We start from the raw sequence: 16857 nt of genomic DNA, 5'->3' as shown, positions 1-16857 counted from the left end.
GAGTACCTGTTGTCCCACAAATAGTGTCAGGGAAGAGGCCGAGCGCCGCCGGCCGCAGCCCGCAGATCGGCGCGGGGGCACGATTCACGGGGTGCGTATGCTAGCATACGAGCCCCGCGAAACACCTACCCTGGCAGATGAAGCGTGCTCAGGGTGACCATGAATCGTTTGAGAGTTCCGTAGATGACCAACCCTGCGCTGATCGAAGAGCTGAAGACCCTGGTTGAGCCCGGCAAAGTGCTGACCGATGCCGATTCCCTCAACGCCTACGGCAAGGACTGGACCAAGCACTTCGCCCCAGCGCCGCTGGCAATTGCCTTCCCCAAGAGCATCGAGCAGGTCCAGGCCATTGTCCGCTGGGCCAATCAGCACAAGGTGGCGCTGGTGCCGTCCGGTGGCCGTACCGGCTTGTCCGCCGGAGCCGTGGCGGCCAATGGTGAAGTGGTGGTGGCCTTCGACTACATGAACCAGATTCTCGACTTCAACGAATTCGACCGCACCGCCGTGTGCCAGCCGGGCGTAGTGACCAAGCAGCTGCAGATGTTTGCCGAGGACAAAGGGCTGTATTACCCGGTGGACTTCGCCTCGGCCGGCTCCAGCCAGATCGGCGGCAATATCGGCACCAATGCCGGCGGGATCAAGGTGATTCGCTACGGCATGACCCGTAACTGGGTGGCTGGGTTGAAGGTTGTCACCGGCACCGGCGAGCTGCTGGAGCTGAACAAGGACCTGATCAAGAACGCCACCGGCTACGACATGCGCCAGCTATTTATTGGCGCCGAAGGCACTCTGGGCTTCGTTGTTGAAGCGACTATGCGCCTGGATCGTGCGCCAAAGAACCTCACCGCGATGGTCCTCGGTACCCCGGACTTCGACTCGATCATGCCAGTGCTGCACGCCTTCCAGAACAAGCTGGATTTGACTGCTTTCGAATTCTTCTCCGACAAGGCTCTGGCCAAGATCATGGCCCGTGGCGACGTGCCGCCGGCCTTTGAAACCGATTGCCCGTTCTATGCCCTACTGGAATTCGAAGCCACCACCGAGGAAGTCGCCGAAGCGGCCCTGGCCACCTTCGAGCATTGCGTCGAGCAGGGCTGGGTGCTGGATGGGGTGATGAGCCAGAGCGAACAGCAGTTGCAGAACTTGTGGAAACTGCGCGAGTACATCTCGGAAACCATCAGCCACTGGACGCCCTACAAGAACGATATTTCGGTTACCGTCTCCAAGGTGCCGGCTTTCCTGCACGACATCGACCGCATCGTCGGCGAACACTATCCGGACTTCGAAATCGTCTGGTTCGGCCATATCGGTGACGGCAACCTGCACCTGAATATCCTCAAGCCGGAGAACCTGTCCAAGGACGAGTTCTTCGCCAAGTGCGCCACGGTCAACAAGTGGGTGTTCGAGACCGTGCAGAAGTACAACGGCTCGATCAGCGCCGAACACGGCGTGGGCATGACCAAACGCGATTACCTGACCTACAGCCGCTCGGAAGCCGAGATTGGTTATATGAAGGCGATCAAGCAGGTATTCGATCCGAACGGGATTATGAATCCGGGCAAGATCTTCGCGCTCTGATTGACCTCGATTTTCTGTAGCCCGGATAAGCTCCGGCGCAATCCGGGGTCGCGGCACATCCGGATTGCGCTGCGCTTATCCAGGCTACGCGATCGTGCTTTGGTCGCAACGACGGCCGGCCCTAAAGCGGGCATGATCGCCGGGCGGGTGCAGCCCGCCATTCTCAGGCGGCGGGTTTCACCCGCCCTACACGGCACGCTCCCATAAAGAGCAGCGCAACGCATTCCCATAAGGAGTTGCCCATGAGCTACCAGCATCAGTATGTCGATGGCACCCATATCCACTTCCCCATGGGCAAAGTGGTGTGCATCGGCCGTAACTACGCCGAGCATGCCAAAGAACTGAACAACCCGGTACCGACCGAGCCCTTGCTGTTTATCAAGGCCGGCAGCTGTGTGGTGCCGCTGGATGACGGCTTTACCCTGGTTGAGGGTAAGGGCGATGTGCATTACGAGGCGGAAATCGCCGTGCTGATTGGCAAGCCGCTGTCGCGTACGCCAAATGCCGAAGAAGTACGTGATGCCATTTCCGGCTTCGCTCCGGCGTTGGACCTGACCCTGCGCGACCTGCAGGCCACGCTCAAGGCCAAGGGCTATCCTTGGGAAACTGCCAAATCCTTCGACGGTGCCTGCGTGCTGGCGCCTTTTGTGCCTGGTGATGCCTTTGAAGACCTTGCCGATATCGGCATTCGCCTGGCGATCAACGGTGAAGTACGGCAGGACGGCAACAGCCGTGACATGCTCAACCCGATTCTGCCGATGATCCAGCATATCTGCGGCCACTTCAGCCTGCAGCCGGGTGATGTGATTCTCACGGGTACGCCGGTGGGCGTTGGCCCGCTGCACAAGGGTGATGAGCTGGTGCTGGAGCTGGTCGGGCATAGCCGCTTCAGCAGTCGCGCCCTTTAGTCCGCAGCCTACTTTGGAGAGGCACCTGGAGGTGCCTCTGGTCTGGCGGCTTAACAGAAACTTAAGCGTTGCTCTCTAGTCTGATAGCCATCGTTCTTATGGGTTGTGTGCGATGTCGATCTGGATTGCCCGGCTGGTGCGCCTGCGCTGGCTGATCGTGCTGCTGTGCCTGTCGTTGATTGGTGTTCTGGTGGCGAGCTATCGCCACTGGGATGACCGCGTGTCCTTCTGGTTTCAACAGCAGCAGATAGGAGCTGTCGAGCAGCAGGCGAGCATCTGGTTGCCAGGCTATAAGGCGGTGCTGCAAGGCAAACCGCTGCAGGGTCTGGAAGAGGACGAAGTGTCCGGGCTGACCTACAGCGCCGAGAGCGACACCCTGTTTACCGTAACCGGCAAATACCCGCAGCTGATCGAGTTGACCCTGGATGGTCAGGTGCTGCGGCGTATCGATCTGCATGGTTTTGCCAATCCGGAAGGGGTGGAGATGCTCTCCGATGGTCGTCTGGCGATTATCGATGAGCGCCGCCGTACGTTGACCACTTTCAAGCTGGGCGCGTTGACCCGCAGTCTGGAGTTTGCCGAGTTGGCATCCTTCGACCTTGGTTTTGCCGATGCCGGCAACAAGGGCTTCGAAGGCATTGCCTGGGATTCGCGCAATGAGCGCGTACTGCTGGGCAAGGAGCGCGGTCCGCTGGGCCTGTTCAGCCTGCCGTTTCCCGGTGAGGATGGCGCGGCTGGAACCCTTGAGCCGTTGAGTTCCGGGCATCTGTTTCTGCGTGATATTTCCTCGCTGACTTACGACGTCCGCACCGGTCATGCCCTGGTGCTCTCCGATGAGTCGCGACTGTTGCTGGAGGTTGATGAGCAGGGTGAGCCGGTCAGCTTTATCAGCCTGGCGCGTGGCATGAATGGCCTGCATCAGGGCATCGGTCAGGCTGAAGGGGTGACCATGGATGCGGCCGGCAATATCTACATCGTCAGTGAGCCCAACCTGTTCTATGTGTTGCGCAAGGAACCGGTAGCGGCGGATTAAGCTTGGCTTAAGCGTCGATTAAGCCTGGCTTCAGCTAGGCCCATTAGGCTAACCCCATCAACTTACTGATAGAGGGTTACCCCATGAAACGTCTGACTATTGCCCTGTTACTGGCGCCACTGTTCTCCACCGCTGCCATGGCCACCGGTTACACCGGCCCTGGCGCCACCACTCAGGTCACCACCGTGGCAGCTGCACTGGATGCCGCCGATGACACCCCGGTGGTGCTGCAGGGGCAGATCGTCAAGCGTCTGCAGGATGAGCTGTATGAGTTCAAGGACGCCAGCGGCACCATCCATGTCGAGATCGATGATGAGCATTGGCCAGCCCAGGCTATTTCCGAAACCGCCACGGTGAAGATCACTGGCGAAGTTGATCGCGACCTGATGAGCCGCGAGATCGATGTCGAGTACCTCGAACTGGTCAAGTAAATCGCCCCATCATGTGCCCATGTCAGCCCGAAGCCCTGCTTCGGGCTGACGCCGTTGTGCCACCCGTTAGTGTTGAGAGTGAAGCGCCATGCGAGATCATTTCACCTTGAAGCGCCTGCTGCTTGGCTTTGCCGTGCTGGCGTTGCTGCTGCTTGGTTTGTTCGCCCAGGAATACCGCCTGTTTGAGCGGGCCTGGTTCAATCTGCAGCAGTCGGGCAAAAGCCTGGCAGCGGAGCGCGACATACTGCTGTCGGGCTATCAGGTGGAGATCGAAGCCAAGGTGATCGAGGGGCTGGATGATGATGTCTCGGCGCTGACCTACGACCCGGATCGCAACAGCCTGTTTACCGTGACCAATCAGAAGGCGCAGTTGATCGAGCTGTCGCTCGATGGCGAATTGCTGCGACGTATCGACCTGCATGGTTTTGGCGATGCGGAGGCGGTCGAGTACATCAGCCCGGGCCTGTATGTGATCAGCGATGAGCGTCGGCAGCGGCTGATCAAGGTGTGGGTCGATGACAGCACCACTGAGTTGCATGCCGATCAGGCGCAGCAGTTCTCCCTCAGCATCGGCCGCAATGGCAACAAAGGTTTTGAGGGGCTGGCCTACGACTCGGCCGGGCAGCGCCTGTTTGTTGCCAAGGAGCGCGACCCGATGCGCATCTATGAAATCCACGGTTTCCCGCAGCGTGATCCACAGCAACCCTTCGCCGTGCATGTGGTGGATGATCAGCAGCGCGATGCCGGGTTGTTTGTGCGCGATCTCTCCAGCCTGCAGTTTGATGAGCGCAGCGGCCATCTGCTGGCGCTGTCCGATGAGTCACGTCTGGTGCTGGAATTGAATGTCGAGGGCAAGCCGATCAGCAGCCTGTCGCTGTTGGCCGGGCGCAATGGCCTGACCCGCAGCGTGCCCCAGGGCGAGGGCATCGCCATGGATAACCAGGGTGTGTTGTATCTGGTCAGCGAGCCCAACCTGTTTTATCGCTTCAAGAAACCAGGCGCCTAGCTGGTGGGGCGAGCGCTGCGGCCGTTGGCTGCAGCAGGCGCGCGGTTTTCCATTCAAAGCCCAGGGTCAGGCCGATAGCCGCGCAGGCCAGGCCGCCGGCCAGCCCCCACCATACGCCTGCTGCGCCCCAGCCCAGGGGAAATGCCAGCGCCCAGGCCAGCGGCGCGCCAACGGCCCAGTAGCAGCCGAGGCCGACCCAGAAGGTGGTCTTGGCGTCCTTGAGACCGCGAATTGCACCCATGGCGATGGTCTGGATGCCATCGAAGAACTCGAACCAGGCGGCAATCGCCAGCAGTGCCACGGCCAGGCTGACCACCTCGGCATAGGCGCTGTCGCTGTGGTCGAGGAACAGCCCGACCACCCAGTGCGGCGCCAGCCAGAACAGGCAGGCGAAACCCAGCATGCACAGCGCGCCGAGGCCCAGGCCCAGGCGCCCAGCCTGGCGCGCCTGCAGCAGGCGGCCGGCACCGAAGTGCTGGCCGATACGGAAGGTCACTGCGTAGGAAATCCCTACCGGCACCATAAAGGCCACGTACACCGACATGATCGCGATCTGGTGTGCGGCCAGCTGGGTGCTGCCCAGCGCGCCCATGCACAGCGCGGCAAAGGCAAACAGCCCGGACTCTACCGCATAGGTGCCGCCAATCGGCAGGCCCAGGCGCAGCAGCTCTTTCAGCTCGGCCCACACCGGCCGCAACAAGCCGCGCCACAGCGGATAAGGGCTGTAGGCGCTGTGCTGCAGCACATGCCAGGCCAGCAGCAGCGCCATGACGTTCATCACCACGGCAGTGACCAGACCGATGCCGGCCAGGCCCAGTGGCGGCAGGCCGAACCAGCCCTTGATCAAGGCATAGTTGAGGATGAAGTTGGCCAGCGCCCCGCCAATGCTGATGGCCATCACCGGACCTGGGCGGCCGATGGCGCTGGTAAAGCCACGCAGCGCCATAAAACTCATATAGCCGGGCAGGGCAAACACCAGGGTGGAGAGAAACTGCATAGCGCCGCAGACGTTCTCCGGCTGCTGGCCGAAATACAGCAGCGCCGGGCCGAGGTTCCACAGCGCCAGACCGGCCAGTAGCGCCAGGCCCCAGCCGAGCCACAAGCCGTTCTGCGTCAGCCCGGTCACTCCGGCCGCATCCTGTGCGCCATGACGGATCGCCACCAGGTTGCCGACCGAGGCAATCACCCCCACGCAGAAGATCGACACAAAGGAATAGCTGGCCGCGCCCAGACCGCCAGCCGCCAGGGTTGCAGGGCCGAGCAGGCCCATCATCACGGTGTCGGTAAACACCATCAGTACATGCGCCAGTTGTGCAGCAATCAGCGGCCCGGCGAGTTTCAGAATGGCGCGCAGTTCGCTGCGAAGGGATTGCGGCATGATGAGTTCTACTCAGTTAGAAGGCTTGCTCGGGTGATCCGCGCAGGCAGAGAATGCACCTATTCTCATAAGCCAGCCGTGGCAGCACAAAAGGATAATAGCGATGACAGTCATGACTATTACTCATGGATTGCAGTCATGAGCCAGCGCTTGCCACCGCTCTATGCGCTGCGCGCGTTTGAAGCCGCCGCCCGGCATGCGTCCTTTACCCGCGCCGCCGAAGAGTTGGCGATTACCCAGAGTGCGGTCAGCCGGCATGTGCGCACTTTGGAAGAGCACTTCGCCTGCCGCCTGTTCGAGCGTCGCGGTCGCAGCCTGCAACTCACCGAAACCGCACGCATGCTGCTGCCGGGGCTGCGTGATGGTTTCGAGGCGCTGGAGCGTGCCTGCAACACCCTGCGTGTCGACGACGCGGTGCTGCGCCTGAAAGCGCCCTCGACCCTGACCATGCGCTGGTTGCTCGCGCGCCTGTCGCGCTATCGCCTGAGCAGCGCCAGTGAGGTGCAACTGACCAGCGCCTGGATGGACGTGGATAAGGTGGACTTTCTGCATGAGCCGTTCGACTGCGCGGTATTGCTGAGCCAGGGCGATTTTCCTGAGGAATGGGAAAGCACCGAGCTGTTTGCCGAGTGGCTGATTCCGGTCTGCGCGCCTGAAGCCTTGAGCGAACAACCTTGGGATCTGCCGCGTCTGCAAGCCGCCGAACTGCTGCATCCCACCCCGGACCGCCGCGACTGGCGGCAATGGCTGCAGGCCATGGGCCTGGCCGATCAGGTGCCGCTCAAGGGTGGCCAGGTGTTCGATACTCTGGAGCTGGGCATGGTGGCCGCTGCGCGTGGCTATGGCGTGTCGATTGGCGATCTGGTGATGGTTGCCGAGGATGTCGCCCAGGGCCGACTCGGCCTGCCTTGGCTCAGCGCGGTGCCCAGTGGCTGCAGCTATTACCTGGTATGGCCCAAGGCGCGCCGTGGTCAGGAACGTTTTCGTCGTTTGCGCGATTATCTGGTGGCGGATGTGGCGGCGATGCAGTTGCCTGCGGTTGAGCGGGTGGGCAATCGGGTGCGTTAGCACGACAGCGCATAAGGCGTAAAAAATATTGGACTATCGTTTGCCAGCTTTATCAGATTAATGCTTTTAAAACAGTGGCTTGCTTCGTTTGTTCGGCTTAGTTGCCTGCTGCTTGCGGTCTGATTTCTTAACAATATAAGCGTATTTGTTTGACATATTTTACGGCTTTGGCAGACTGGCTCCAGGGTTGCGACTGCCAGATGAGTGTTTCTCGCGCATCTGATGCCGCTGCGGCGGCCAGCTAGACAGGCGCAATCAGCCGTAAAACAGAAGGTGCGCGACAACCGTCAGCCCTTCTGCACAACAACGGCAGCCAATCCCGGCTGCCCCAAGGTGATGTATGTCCAACAACAATACGAAACAGCGCTCCGGCGCGCGTAAACCGGTTGTCCTGATGTCCATGGGCGCGCAAGAGCGCAAAGGGCATGCCTATCAAGTCATGACCCACAAATACATAACCCCCCTGGTCGAACTGTCGGGCTGTGTGCCGCTGCTGGCGCCCAGTTGCTGCGGTGCCGACGACATCGACCAGTACCTGTCGATGGTCGATGGCGTATACCTGACCGGTGCGGGCAGCAATATCGATCCGGCCTTCTACGGCCAGGAAAACCTGACCCCAACCAAGGGCCAGGATAAAGACCGTGATCTGTTTGATATTCCACTGATTCGCGCTGCCCTGGCCCGTGGCCTGCCACTGTTTGCGATCTGCCGTGGCATGCAGGAAATCAACGTGGCCCTGGGCGGCAATATCCACCAGAAGGTCTATGAAGTACCGGGCATGAATGACCATCGCGAAGACACCAGCGCGCCGGTGGACGTGCAGTATGCCGACAGCCACAGCGTGCGTGCGGTGCCGGGTAGCTGGTTTGCCGAGTTGATGGGCGAGGCCGATTTCCCGGTCAATTCGCTGCACGGTCAGGCCCTGGACAAGCTGGGTGAAGGTATCGAGGCGCTGGCCCATGCCGAGGATGGTCTGGTTGAGGCGATTCATCTGCCGGGCGCCGAGCAATTCACCCTGGCCGTGCAATGGCATCCGGAGTGGCAGGCGGCGCAGAACCCGCACTCGGTGAAAATCTTCAAGGCATTCGGTGATGCCTGTCGTGAACAGGCCGCTCGACGCGACCAGTAAGAGCCCCAGCTCTATATAAAGCAGCCCCGCATGCGGGGCTTCTTTATGGCTGCGATTCAGGCGCCGCTGATGCTGGGGCGGTATTGCAGGGCTTCACCCAGGTGGGTGCGGCTGATATGCGCGGCACTGTCCAGGTCGGCCAGGGTACGCGCCACTTTCAGCACCCGGTGTGCCGCCCGTAAGCTCAGGCCCAGGCGCTCGCAGGCATTTTCCAGCCATGCGCGGTCTTCGTCTTGCAGGCTGCAATGCTGCTGCACGCCGTTAAGATCCAGATGGGCATTGGCGCAGCCTTGGCGATCCAATTGTGCCTGGCGCGCCTGTATCACCAGGGTGGCCAGCTCAGCGCTGCTGGGGCCGGCGTCGGTGTTGGCATCCAGCCGGGTGGTTTCCCGTGGCACGCTGAGGTGCAGGTCGATGCGGTCGAGCAGCGGGCCGGAAAGTTTGCCGCGGTAGCGCTGAATCTGTTCAGTGGAACAGCGGCAGCGCCCGGAAGGATCACCGAGATGCCCACAGGGACACGGATTCATCGCCGCCACCAGTTGAAAGCGTGCGGGGAAGCGCACCTTGTCGCGTGCCCGAGCAATCACGATCTGCCCGCTTTCCAGGGGCTCACGCAGCACCTCCAACACCTTGCGATCAAACTCGGGGAGCTCATCGAGGAATAAAACGCCGTGATGGGCCAAGGTGATTTCCCCGGGTTGCGGGCGACTGCCGCCGCCGACCAATGCCGGGCCGGATGCGCTGTGATGAGGCGTTCTAAAGGGCCTCTGCGGCCAGGCGCTTAGCGGTGTATGGCTGGCCACCGAGTGGATGGCTGCCACTTCCAGCGCTTCCTGCTCATTCAGCGGCGGCAGTAGGCCGGGCAGGCGGCTGGCCAGCAGGGTTTTGCCGGTGCCGGGCGGCCCGGTAAACAACAGGTTGTGTGAGCCGGCTGCGGCTACCAGCAACGCGCGTTTGGCGGCGATCTGGCCCTGCACTTCGGCGAGGTCAGGGTAGGGCAGGGTCTGGCGTAGCAGGCCCTGAGCTTGATACGGCGCAAGCGGCGTCTGGTTATTGAGGTGGGCGGCGACTTCCAGCAGGTGTTCGACGGCTATCACTGTCAGCCCGGAGGCCAGGCTGGCTTCCTCGGCATTGGCCTTGGGCACCAGCAAGGTGCGCCCAGCTGCACGTGCGGCCAGGGCTGCGGGTAAGACGCCCTGTACTGGGCGAATCGCTCCGGACAGCGCCAGTTCGCCCAGGCATTCCAGCTGCTCCAGTGCGCTGGCCGGCACCTGGCCGCTGGCGGCGAGAATGCCCAGGGCAATCGCCAGGTCAAAACGCCCGCCGTCTTTCGGCAGATCAGCCGGGGCCAGATTCAAGGTAATGCGTCTGGGGGGAAATTCGAACGCGCAATTGAGGATGGCGCTGCGCACGCGATCCTTGCTTTCCTTGACTGCAGTTTCCGGCAGGCCGACCAGGGCCAGCGACGGCAGGCCGTTGGCCAGATGGGCTTCGACGGTGACGGCGGGGGCTTCAACCCCCACCTGGGCGCGGCTGTGGACTATGGCCAGGGACATCGATCACTCCTTGATCGGCAGATTCACCCGCAGTGGACGTTACTCGCGTGTGGCTGGGGCGTCTGCGCTGCGTGCTTCCATTTCCGCAACCTTGGCTTCCAGCGCTTCCAGGCGTGCGCGGGTGCGGGCCAGCACGACCATCTGGCTGTCGAATTCGTCGCGGCTGACCAGGTCGAGTTTGCTGAAGGCGCTTTGCAGCAGCACCTTGAATTGCGCTTCGAATTCGCTGCGTGGCAGCGGCGCATCGCCGTTGAACAGACGTGAGGCGTGGGTAGTCAGGGCGTCTAGCAGGGCTTTGGGTGGCAGCATGGTGAGGTTCCGTTTGCAGGTCGCGGCAGTGTAGCACGCACGTTCAGTGCACCTGCCGGTGCGACTGAAGCAGGCTGTAGTCGCGACTGCACGGTTTTCGCGCGTCCTGCGTCAGGCGTGTGCACTGTTGTTGTGCGTGGCATGTCTGCGGATGTCTGCCTGATACCTGCATTTGCCGGGTAACTGCATGAAATAAATCGCTTTTCGCCAATCTGGCAAGGTTTCTGCTTTGTCTCTTGCGACGCATGCACCGATGCAGTTCCGGTGCGTTAGATGAAGCGGGGAAGTGCTTCGTCGGGAGCGGTTGGTGAGCATCGGTGCTGCTGGATCAGGGCGTCGATGCATTACAAAAGCCAGGCACTGCGCTTAGACTTGGCCCGGGTTCGAAATTCCTGGGGCATGTCCACCATACACGGGAGAGAGTTACATGAAGCTAGTCACTGCCATCATCAAGCCGTTCAAGCTGGACGACGTCCGTGAGTCACTGTCGGAGATCGGCGTGCAGGGCATCACTGTTACTGAAGTCAAAGGCTTCGGTCGCCAGAAGGGCCATACCGAGCTGTACCGCGGTGCTGAATACGTGGTCGATTTCTTGCCAAAAGTGAAAATCGACGTGGCCATCGCTGACGATCAACTCGATCGCGTGATCGAGGCCATCACCAAAGCTGCCAATACCGGCAAGATCGGCGACGGCAAGATTTTCGTTGTAAACCTGGAACAGGCCATCCGCATCCGTACCGGCGAAACCGGCACCGACGCAGTTTAAGCCTCCGAACCCCCACGCCCCAGGAGTTAAACCATGACTCTGCGAAAAATCGCAGGGCTAGGAGCCCTTTTGTCTCTTGTTTTCCCAGGCCTGGCCTTGGCGGACGAGGCTGTGTTGAACAGCGGTGACACAGCATGGATGCTGACTGCCACTGCGCTGGTGCTGTTCATGACCATCCCTGGTCTGGCGCTGTTCTATGCCGGCATGGTGCGTTCGAAGAACGTGCTCTCGGTGATGATGCAGTGCTTTGCCATCACCGGTCTGATCAGCATCCTCTGGGTGGTCTACGGCTACAGCCTGGCTTTCGACACCACTGGCATGGAGAAGGGCGTCACCAACCTCAACTCCTTTGTTGGCGGTCTGAACAAGGCCTTCCTCAGCGGTTTGACGCCCGATAGCCTGGTTGGCGCCTTCCCGGAAAGCGTGTTCATCGTCTTCCAGATGACCTTTGCCATCATCACCCCGGCCCTGATCGTCGGTGCCTTCGCCGAGCGCATGAAGTTCTCCGCGATGCTGATCTTCATGGCTGTGTGGTTCACCCTGGTATATGCACCGATGTGCCATATGGTCTGGTCCGGTGACGGCGCCTTCCTGTGGGACGAGGGCGTGCTGGACTTCGCAGGCGGCACCGTGGTGCACATCAACGCTGGTATCGCCGGTCTGGTGGCCTGCCTGGTGCTGGGCAAGCGTAAGGGTTACCCCACCACTGCCATGGCTCCGCACAATCTGGGTTACACCCTGATCGGCGCGGCCATGCTGTGGATCGGTTGGTTCGGCTTCAACGCCGGCTCGGCTATCGCCGCCAACGGCACTGCCGGTATGGCCATGCTGGTCACTCAGATTGCGACTGCTGCCGCTGCTTTGGGCTGGATGTTCGCCGAGTGGGTTACTCACGGTAAGCCGAGTGCCCTGGGCATCGCTTCCGGCGTGGTCGCGGGTCTGGTGGCCATTACCCCGGCTGCCGGCACCGCTGGCCCGATGGGCGCTCTGGTGATCGGTCTGGCCTCTGGGGTGATCTGCTTCTTCTGCGCCACCAGTCTCAAGCGCAAGCTGGGCTACGACGACTCCCTGGACGCCTTCGGCGTGCATGGTGTCGGCGGCATCGTCGGCGCCATCCTCACCGGCGTATTCGCTGCTCCGGTACTGGGCGGTTTCGGTGCGGTGGAAGACATCGGCGGCCAGGTCTGGATTCAGATCGTCGGTGTGCTGGTCACTGTGGTCTACACCGGCATCGTCACCTTCGTGATCCTCAAGGTACTGGATCTGGTGATGGGCCTGCGGGTCAGTGAAGAAGCCGAGTCGGTCGGCCTTGACCTCTCTGAGCACAACGAGCGCGGCTACAACCTGTAAGCACACGGAGTGCGCCCGGAGCCAACCCGGGCGCCTTAACCGAACAGCGCTATGAAAGCGCGACGGCAAGAGGTGAACCATGGACAACACAGCATTGACTGCATTGCAGTACGGTTTTGACACATTCTACTTTCTGGTTTGCGGCGCGCTGGTGATGTGGATGGCGGCAGGTTTCGCCATGCTCGAATCCGGCCTGGTGCGCGCCAAGAACACCACTGAAATTCTCACCAAGAACATCGCCCTGTACGCAGTGGCGAGCATCATGTACCTGGTGATCGGTTACCACATCATGTACTCCAGCCCGGAAGGCGGCATCCTGCCAAGCCTGGGTTTCCTGATTGGTGACGAGAACAGCGTTGAGTCGGTTCTCGCCGGCGGTGACGATGCGCCTTACTACTCGGCTCGTTCGGACTTCTTCTTCCAGGTGGTGTTTGCCGCGACCTGCATGTCGATTGTTTCCGGTGCCGTGGCTGAGCGCATGAAGCTGTTTGCCTTCCTGGCATTCGCCGTGGTCATGACCGGTTTCATCTACCCGGTACAAGGCTTCTGGAAATGGGGCTCGGGCTTCCTCAATGAAGCGGGCTTCCTCGACTTCGCCGGTTCCGGTGTGGTGCACATGGCTGGCGCTACTGCTGCCCTGGCTGGCGTACTGCTGCTGGGCGCGCGTAAAGGCAAGTACGGCCCGAATGGCCAGGTCAACGCCATTCCGGGTGCCAACCTGCCGATGGCAGCGCTGGGTACCTTTATCCTGTGGATGGGCTGGTTCGGCTTCAACGGCGGCTCGCAGCTGAAGATGAGCACCATCGAAGACGCCAACGCCGTGGCTCAGGTGTTTGTTAACACCAATATGGCCGCTGCCGGTGGTCTGGTTGCTGCGCTGATCGTAGCGCGCATCCTGTTCGGCAAGGCTGACCTGACCATGGCCCTCAACGGTGCCCTGGCTGGTCTGGTGGCCATCACCGCTGAACCGCTGACCCCGACTGCCCTGCAAGCCACCCTGATCGGTGGTGTGGGTGGCGTGCTGGTGGTGTTCTCGATCCTCGGTCTGGACAAGCTCAAGCTCGACGATCCAGTCGGTGCCATCTCCGTTCACGGTGTGGTCGGTATCTGGGGCCTGTTGGCGGTCTGCCTGACCAATAGCGACGCCAGCCTGGGTGCGCAGCTGCTGGGTATTGGTTCGATCTTCGCCTGGGTCTTCGTCTGCAGCCTGATCGTCTGGTCCATCATCAAGCTGGTGATCGGTCTGCGTGTCAGCGAAGAAGAAGAGTACGAAGGTGTAGATATCGCCGAGTGCGGTATGGAAGCCTACCCGGAATTCACCAAGCGCTGAGTTTCCTGGCTTTACACAAGGGCGCCTTCGGGCGCCCTTTGTTTTTTATGGGGCGCCGAACAATCTTTGCCTTGGCTGAGCTTATCCTGGCAAAACAGGCTTTGGTGCGGTTGTGATGCACCGGCAACAGCCCCTAGAATGCGCGCCGTTGAGCGCAGATCGCCGATGCGCAGCGCTCAGCCACAGCCAGACCCCTGGAATTTTTATCAGCGACGTTAGAAAGCTGACGCAGCTGGGCTATAACTACTCTGCTTTTCGCAAGTCATGAGGTTGGAACATGAGCGACGAAGATCTGGAACACGACGAATTAGAAAGCGCTGACGAAGACGAAGGCGAAGAACTGGCTGCCGCCGATGACGGCGACAGCGGTGATGATGGCGACGGTGACGACGAGATCGCCCCGGCCAGCAAAAGCAAGAAGGCCAAGGCCGCTGTCGACGTCGAAGAACTGCCGAGCATCGAAGCCAAGCAGAAAGAGCGTGACGCCCTGGCCCGTGCCATGGAAGAGTTTCTGGCGCGTGGCGGCAAGGTGCAGGAGGTCGAGGCCAATGTGGTCGCCGATCCACCCAAGAAGCCGGACAGCAAATACGGCAGCCGCCCCATCTAGGCCGCTGACGTAAACACAAAGCCCGCAGATTGATGATCTGCGGGCTTTTTAATGCCGCGATTTTTTCGACGGATTACGCCCAGCTGTGCAGCAGCACCGGCAGTTCGGCCAGGCTCCGGATTTCCGCATCCGGGCGGTTGTCCGCGACCCAGGCCTTGCCCTGGGGGTTGAACCAGATCGCCCGTAGCCCCGCCGCTTGCGCCCCGGCAATGTCGTCGCTGGGGTGGTCGCCGATATGCACGGCATGCTCGGCGGCGATACCGGCGCGTTTCAGTGCTTCGCTGAACGGCTTAGGGTCAGGCTTGCCGACGCCCAGTTCTTCCGCGCAGAGGGCGAACTGGAAGTAGTCGGCCAGGCCCAGGCGACGCACGTCGGCATTGCCGTTGGTAATCACCCCGAGCTGGAAGCGACTGGCCAGGGCCTCAAGCGTGGGGTGTACCTCGGCGAACAGTTCGACCTGATGGCGCGCGGCGAGAAACACCTGAAAGCCGGCCTCGGCCAGCACCTGCGCTTCGTCGTGCGGGTAGCCGGCATTCTCCAGGGCATGAAAGAGGATGCGCCGGCGCAGCTCGCTCAGACGATGTTTGAGCATTGGCTCGGCCTGCAGCAGGGTGGCGCGAATCGACCACAGATGCTCCACCGGCACGCCGCCGAGGCGTGGTGCGTGCAGGGCCAGCCAGTTACGCAGCGCCGCTTCGGCGTCCTGCATCACCGGGGTGACATCCCACAGGGTGTCGTCGAGGTCGAAGGTGATCAGCTGAATACTCATTCTGTGCTGCCTTTGCGTTTGGCCCGAGGGTGAGCCTGGTCATAGACCGTGGCCAGGTGCTGGAAATCCAGATGGGTGTAGACCTGGGTGGTGGCGATATCGGCATGGCCGAGCAACTCCTGCACCGCGCGCAGGTCCTGTGACGATTCGAGCATATGACTGGCAAAGCTGTGGCGCAGCATGTGCGGGTGCAGGTGCTGGCCCAGCTCGCGTACACCGGCCTGGCGCACGCGCAGTTGCACTGCGCGCGGGCCAATGCGTCGGCCTTGCTGGCTGATAAAGACGGCGCCATCGGCCGGGTTGGCCAGGGCGCGCAGTGGCAGCCACTGCTCCATCGCTTCACGTGCCATGCGGCCGATGGGCAGTTCACGGGTCTTGTTGCCCTTGCCGATGACGCGCACCAGGCCGGCGGGCAGGTCGAGGCCATCAAGGTTGAGGCTGACCAGCTCGGACAGGCGCAGCCCGGAGGAATAGAACAGCTCCAGCATGGCCTGGTCGCGGCGGGCGATAAAGTCATCTTCCAGGGCGCCGTCGAGCAGTTGCGCGGTGCGGTCGGCATCCAAGGTTTTCGGCAGGCGCCGCTCGCCCTTGGGCGGCCTCAGGCCGCTGGCCGGGTCGCTGTCGCAGTGGCCTTCACGAATCAGGTAACGATAGAGGCCGCGGGTGGCCGAAAGCAGGCGCGCCAGGCTGCGGCTGGACTGTCCCTGCATATGCAGGCGGCCGATCATCCGGCGCAGGCGCGCGGTATCGAGCGCGTTCCAGCTGTCGATCTGCTCCTGGTTGCAGAACGCCAACAGCGTGCTCAGGTCCTGGCGGTAGCCGATCAGGGTATGGGAGGAAAGCTGGCGCTCACTGCGCAAGTGTTCGAGGTAGGCGTCCAGGAGGTCTTGCATGGAAGCTCCCTGCGATACGGTCGGTGCGGGGTAGAGCGCTAGCGTACCGAGCGCAACGGTGTGGCAAAGCCGGGTACGACGCGCGCCAGCACTTCGGCGATATAACCGAGGAACAGCGTGCCCAGCGAGCTTTTGTAATGCTGCGGGTCGGCACTGCCAATCGCCAGCACGCCATGCAGGCCCTGGTGGCTGATGCTGACCACAGCGGCCGAGCCCACCTGAGCACCGTCTTCGTTGCCAAAGAGGAAGTTCAGCTCATGCTCACGCAGTACGCCGCAGATGGTTTTGCCGCCGGCCAACAGGCCGCCGATGGCCTGATGTGCTTCGGCACTGCTGACCGAGCGGCCAACCGGCAGTGGTGCATCGCAAAACAGGATCAGGCTGACAAAGGGCACCTGAAACTCGCGGCGCAGGCTGTCTTCGACACAGCTGACCACTTCTTCCAGGCTGCTGGCGTCGAGCAGATCGAGCACCAGGCGGCGGGTCTTGTCGAACAGCCGGTCATTGTCGCGGGCTACGTCCATCAGTTGCGAGAGGCGGTGACGCATCTCGATGTTGCGCTCGCGCAGCAGTTTCACCTGGCGCTCGACCAACGACACGGTATCGCCGCGCTGGTGCGGAATGCGCAGCTCGGGGATCAGTTCGTCGTGGTCAATAAAGAATTCCGGGTGCAGGCGCAGGTAGGCGGCAACCGTTTCCGAATCCAGTGGCTTGGGTGAATCCTGCTTGTCGGTCATACGCGCTGC

Annotated in this window: 17 protein-coding genes; 11 read left to right on the top strand and 6 right to left on the bottom strand. The window is 61.5% G+C overall.

The window, feature by feature from the left end:
- Window positions 1-183 precede the first annotated feature (183 nt).
- The 5 genes from ACOCLD_RS01890 to ACOCLD_RS01870 all read left to right on the top strand — a co-directional run bounded on the left by ACOCLD_RS01890 (window position 184) and on the right by ACOCLD_RS01870 (window position 4956).
- Window positions 184-1578 (top strand): FAD-binding oxidoreductase, encoded by a 1395-nt coding sequence (locus ACOCLD_RS01890; RefSeq protein ID WP_422910631.1) that lies wholly within the window; start codon window positions 184-186, stop codon window positions 1576-1578.
- A gap of 242 nt (window positions 1579-1820) precedes the next feature.
- A complete protein-coding gene (locus ACOCLD_RS01885; protein ID WP_422910630.1) occupies window positions 1821-2486 on the top strand; it encodes a fumarylacetoacetate hydrolase family protein in 666 nt (221 codons plus the stop codon).
- A gap of 112 nt (window positions 2487-2598) precedes the next feature.
- On the top strand, window positions 2599-3519 hold the full coding sequence (locus tag ACOCLD_RS01880) for an SdiA-regulated domain-containing protein (RefSeq protein ID WP_422910629.1): 921 nt from the start codon (window positions 2599-2601) through the stop codon (window positions 3517-3519).
- Window positions 3520-3602: 83 nt separating this feature from the next.
- Window positions 3603-3950: a NirD/YgiW/YdeI family stress tolerance protein gene (locus ACOCLD_RS01875; protein ID WP_422910628.1), complete on the top strand. Its 348-nt coding sequence runs from the start codon at window positions 3603-3605 to the stop codon at window positions 3948-3950.
- A gap of 88 nt (window positions 3951-4038) precedes the next feature.
- The gene (locus ACOCLD_RS01870) at window positions 4039-4956 is read left to right on the top strand and encodes an SdiA-regulated domain-containing protein (RefSeq protein WP_422910627.1); all 918 of its coding nucleotides are present in this window, start codon (window positions 4039-4041) and stop codon (window positions 4954-4956) included.
- Here ACOCLD_RS01870 and ACOCLD_RS01865 read toward each other — a convergent pair.
- Window positions 4937-6334, bottom strand: a complete 1398-nt coding sequence (locus tag ACOCLD_RS01865) for a NorM family multidrug efflux MATE transporter (RefSeq protein WP_422910626.1) — start codon at window positions 6332-6334, stop codon at window positions 4937-4939. The genes ACOCLD_RS01870 and ACOCLD_RS01865 overlap by 20 nt on opposite strands.
- A 138-nt stretch (window positions 6335-6472) precedes the next feature.
- Between ACOCLD_RS01865 and ACOCLD_RS01860 the strand changes: the two genes are divergently transcribed.
- Both ACOCLD_RS01860 and ACOCLD_RS01855 read left to right on the top strand, forming a co-directional pair.
- Window positions 6473-7402 (top strand): LysR substrate-binding domain-containing protein, encoded by a 930-nt coding sequence (locus tag ACOCLD_RS01860; RefSeq protein ID WP_422910625.1) that lies wholly within the window; start codon window positions 6473-6475, stop codon window positions 7400-7402.
- Window positions 7403-7742: 340 nt separating this feature from the next.
- Entirely contained in the window at window positions 7743-8531 is a 789-nt protein-coding gene (locus tag ACOCLD_RS01855; protein ID WP_422910624.1) for a gamma-glutamyl-gamma-aminobutyrate hydrolase family protein, read from the top strand.
- A 56-nt stretch (window positions 8532-8587) separates the two neighbouring features.
- Here the strand turns inward: ACOCLD_RS01855 and ACOCLD_RS01850 are convergent, their stop codons facing one another.
- Window positions 8588-10087, bottom strand: coding sequence for a YifB family Mg chelatase-like AAA ATPase (locus ACOCLD_RS01850; RefSeq protein WP_422910623.1), 1500 nt, complete (start codon window positions 10085-10087; stop codon window positions 8588-8590).
- 39 nt (window positions 10088-10126) lie between these two features.
- A complete protein-coding gene (locus tag ACOCLD_RS01845; protein ID WP_422910622.1) occupies window positions 10127-10396 on the bottom strand; it encodes an accessory factor UbiK family protein in 270 nt (89 codons plus the stop codon).
- 427 nt (window positions 10397-10823) lie between these two features.
- On the opposite strand from ACOCLD_RS01845, the gene glnK reads away from it, so the two are divergent.
- The 4 genes from glnK (at window position 10824) to sutA (ending at window position 14449) form a co-directional block, all read left to right on the top strand.
- A complete protein-coding gene (gene glnK, locus ACOCLD_RS01840) occupies window positions 10824-11162 on the top strand; it encodes a P-II family nitrogen regulator (RefSeq protein ID WP_021700071.1) in 339 nt (112 codons plus the stop codon).
- A gap of 33 nt (window positions 11163-11195) precedes the next feature.
- Window positions 11196-12512: an ammonium transporter gene (locus tag ACOCLD_RS01835; RefSeq protein ID WP_392541418.1), complete on the top strand. Its 1317-nt coding sequence runs from the start codon at window positions 11196-11198 to the stop codon at window positions 12510-12512.
- A gap of 79 nt (window positions 12513-12591) precedes the next feature.
- Window positions 12592-13842, top strand: a complete 1251-nt coding sequence (locus ACOCLD_RS01830) for an ammonium transporter (RefSeq protein ID WP_257778936.1) — start codon at window positions 12592-12594, stop codon at window positions 13840-13842.
- Between the two features lie 277 nt (window positions 13843-14119).
- Window positions 14120-14449 (top strand): transcriptional regulator SutA, encoded by a 330-nt coding sequence (sutA, locus tag ACOCLD_RS01825; protein WP_422910621.1) that lies wholly within the window; start codon window positions 14120-14122, stop codon window positions 14447-14449.
- A 73-nt stretch (window positions 14450-14522) separates the two neighbouring features.
- Here the strand turns inward: sutA and ACOCLD_RS01820 are convergent, their stop codons facing one another.
- The 3 genes from ACOCLD_RS01820 to ACOCLD_RS01810 are packed head-to-tail and all read right to left on the bottom strand — an operon-like array spanning window position 14523 to window position 16848.
- A complete protein-coding gene (locus ACOCLD_RS01820) occupies window positions 14523-15218 on the bottom strand; it encodes an HAD family hydrolase (RefSeq protein WP_422910620.1) in 696 nt (231 codons plus the stop codon).
- Window positions 15215-16111, bottom strand: a complete 897-nt coding sequence (xerC, locus tag ACOCLD_RS01815) for a tyrosine recombinase XerC (protein WP_422910619.1) — start codon at window positions 16109-16111, stop codon at window positions 15215-15217. The genes ACOCLD_RS01820 and xerC overlap by 4 nt, the downstream gene beginning before the upstream one ends.
- 38 nt (window positions 16112-16149) lie before the next feature.
- A complete protein-coding gene (locus ACOCLD_RS01810; RefSeq protein ID WP_233685549.1) occupies window positions 16150-16848 on the bottom strand; it encodes a DUF484 family protein in 699 nt (232 codons plus the stop codon).
- Between the last annotated feature and the right edge of the window lie 9 nt (window positions 16849-16857).

The organism is Pseudomonas cimarronensis (genome assembly GCF_049331905.1).
Lineage (GTDB): Bacteria > Pseudomonadota > Gammaproteobacteria > Pseudomonadales > Pseudomonadaceae > Aquipseudomonas.
The sequence above is the reverse complement of the archived record's forward strand: the minus strand, read 5'-3'. Positions and strand labels throughout refer to the sequence as shown.

Coding starts and splice junctions, on each gene's coding strand:
- ACOCLD_RS01820 (WP_422910620.1), bottom strand. CDS start 15,218: ATGAGTATTCAGCTGATCACCTTCGACCTCGACGACACCCTGTGGGAT.
- ACOCLD_RS01880 (WP_422910629.1), top strand. CDS start 2,599: ATGTCGATCTGGATTGCCCGGCTGGTGCGCCTGCGCTGGCTGATCGTG.
- ACOCLD_RS01860 (WP_422910625.1), top strand. CDS start 6,473: ATGAGCCAGCGCTTGCCACCGCTCTATGCGCTGCGCGCGTTTGAAGCC.
- ACOCLD_RS01870 (WP_422910627.1), top strand. CDS start 4,039: ATGCGAGATCATTTCACCTTGAAGCGCCTGCTGCTTGGCTTTGCCGTG.
- ACOCLD_RS01885 (WP_422910630.1), top strand. CDS start 1,821: ATGAGCTACCAGCATCAGTATGTCGATGGCACCCATATCCACTTCCCC.
- ACOCLD_RS01850 (WP_422910623.1), bottom strand. CDS start 10,087: ATGTCCCTGGCCATAGTCCACAGCCGCGCCCAGGTGGGGGTTGAAGCC.
- glnK (WP_021700071.1), top strand. CDS start 10,824: ATGAAGCTAGTCACTGCCATCATCAAGCCGTTCAAGCTGGACGACGTC.
- ACOCLD_RS01875 (WP_422910628.1), top strand. CDS start 3,603: ATGAAACGTCTGACTATTGCCCTGTTACTGGCGCCACTGTTCTCCACC.
- ACOCLD_RS01830 (WP_257778936.1), top strand. CDS start 12,592: ATGGACAACACAGCATTGACTGCATTGCAGTACGGTTTTGACACATTC.
- ACOCLD_RS01865 (WP_422910626.1), bottom strand. CDS start 6,334: ATGCCGCAATCCCTTCGCAGCGAACTGCGCGCCATTCTGAAACTCGCC.
- sutA (WP_422910621.1), top strand. CDS start 14,120: ATGAGCGACGAAGATCTGGAACACGACGAATTAGAAAGCGCTGACGAA.
- ACOCLD_RS01855 (WP_422910624.1), top strand. CDS start 7,743: ATGTCCAACAACAATACGAAACAGCGCTCCGGCGCGCGTAAACCGGTT.
- ACOCLD_RS01890 (WP_422910631.1), top strand. CDS start 184: ATGACCAACCCTGCGCTGATCGAAGAGCTGAAGACCCTGGTTGAGCCC.
- ACOCLD_RS01835 (WP_392541418.1), top strand. CDS start 11,196: ATGACTCTGCGAAAAATCGCAGGGCTAGGAGCCCTTTTGTCTCTTGTT.
- xerC (WP_422910619.1), bottom strand. CDS start 16,111: ATGCAAGACCTCCTGGACGCCTACCTCGAACACTTGCGCAGTGAGCGC.
- ACOCLD_RS01810 (WP_233685549.1), bottom strand. CDS start 16,848: ATGACCGACAAGCAGGATTCACCCAAGCCACTGGATTCGGAAACGGTT.
- ACOCLD_RS01845 (WP_422910622.1), bottom strand. CDS start 10,396: ATGCTGCCACCCAAAGCCCTGCTAGACGCCCTGACTACCCACGCCTCA.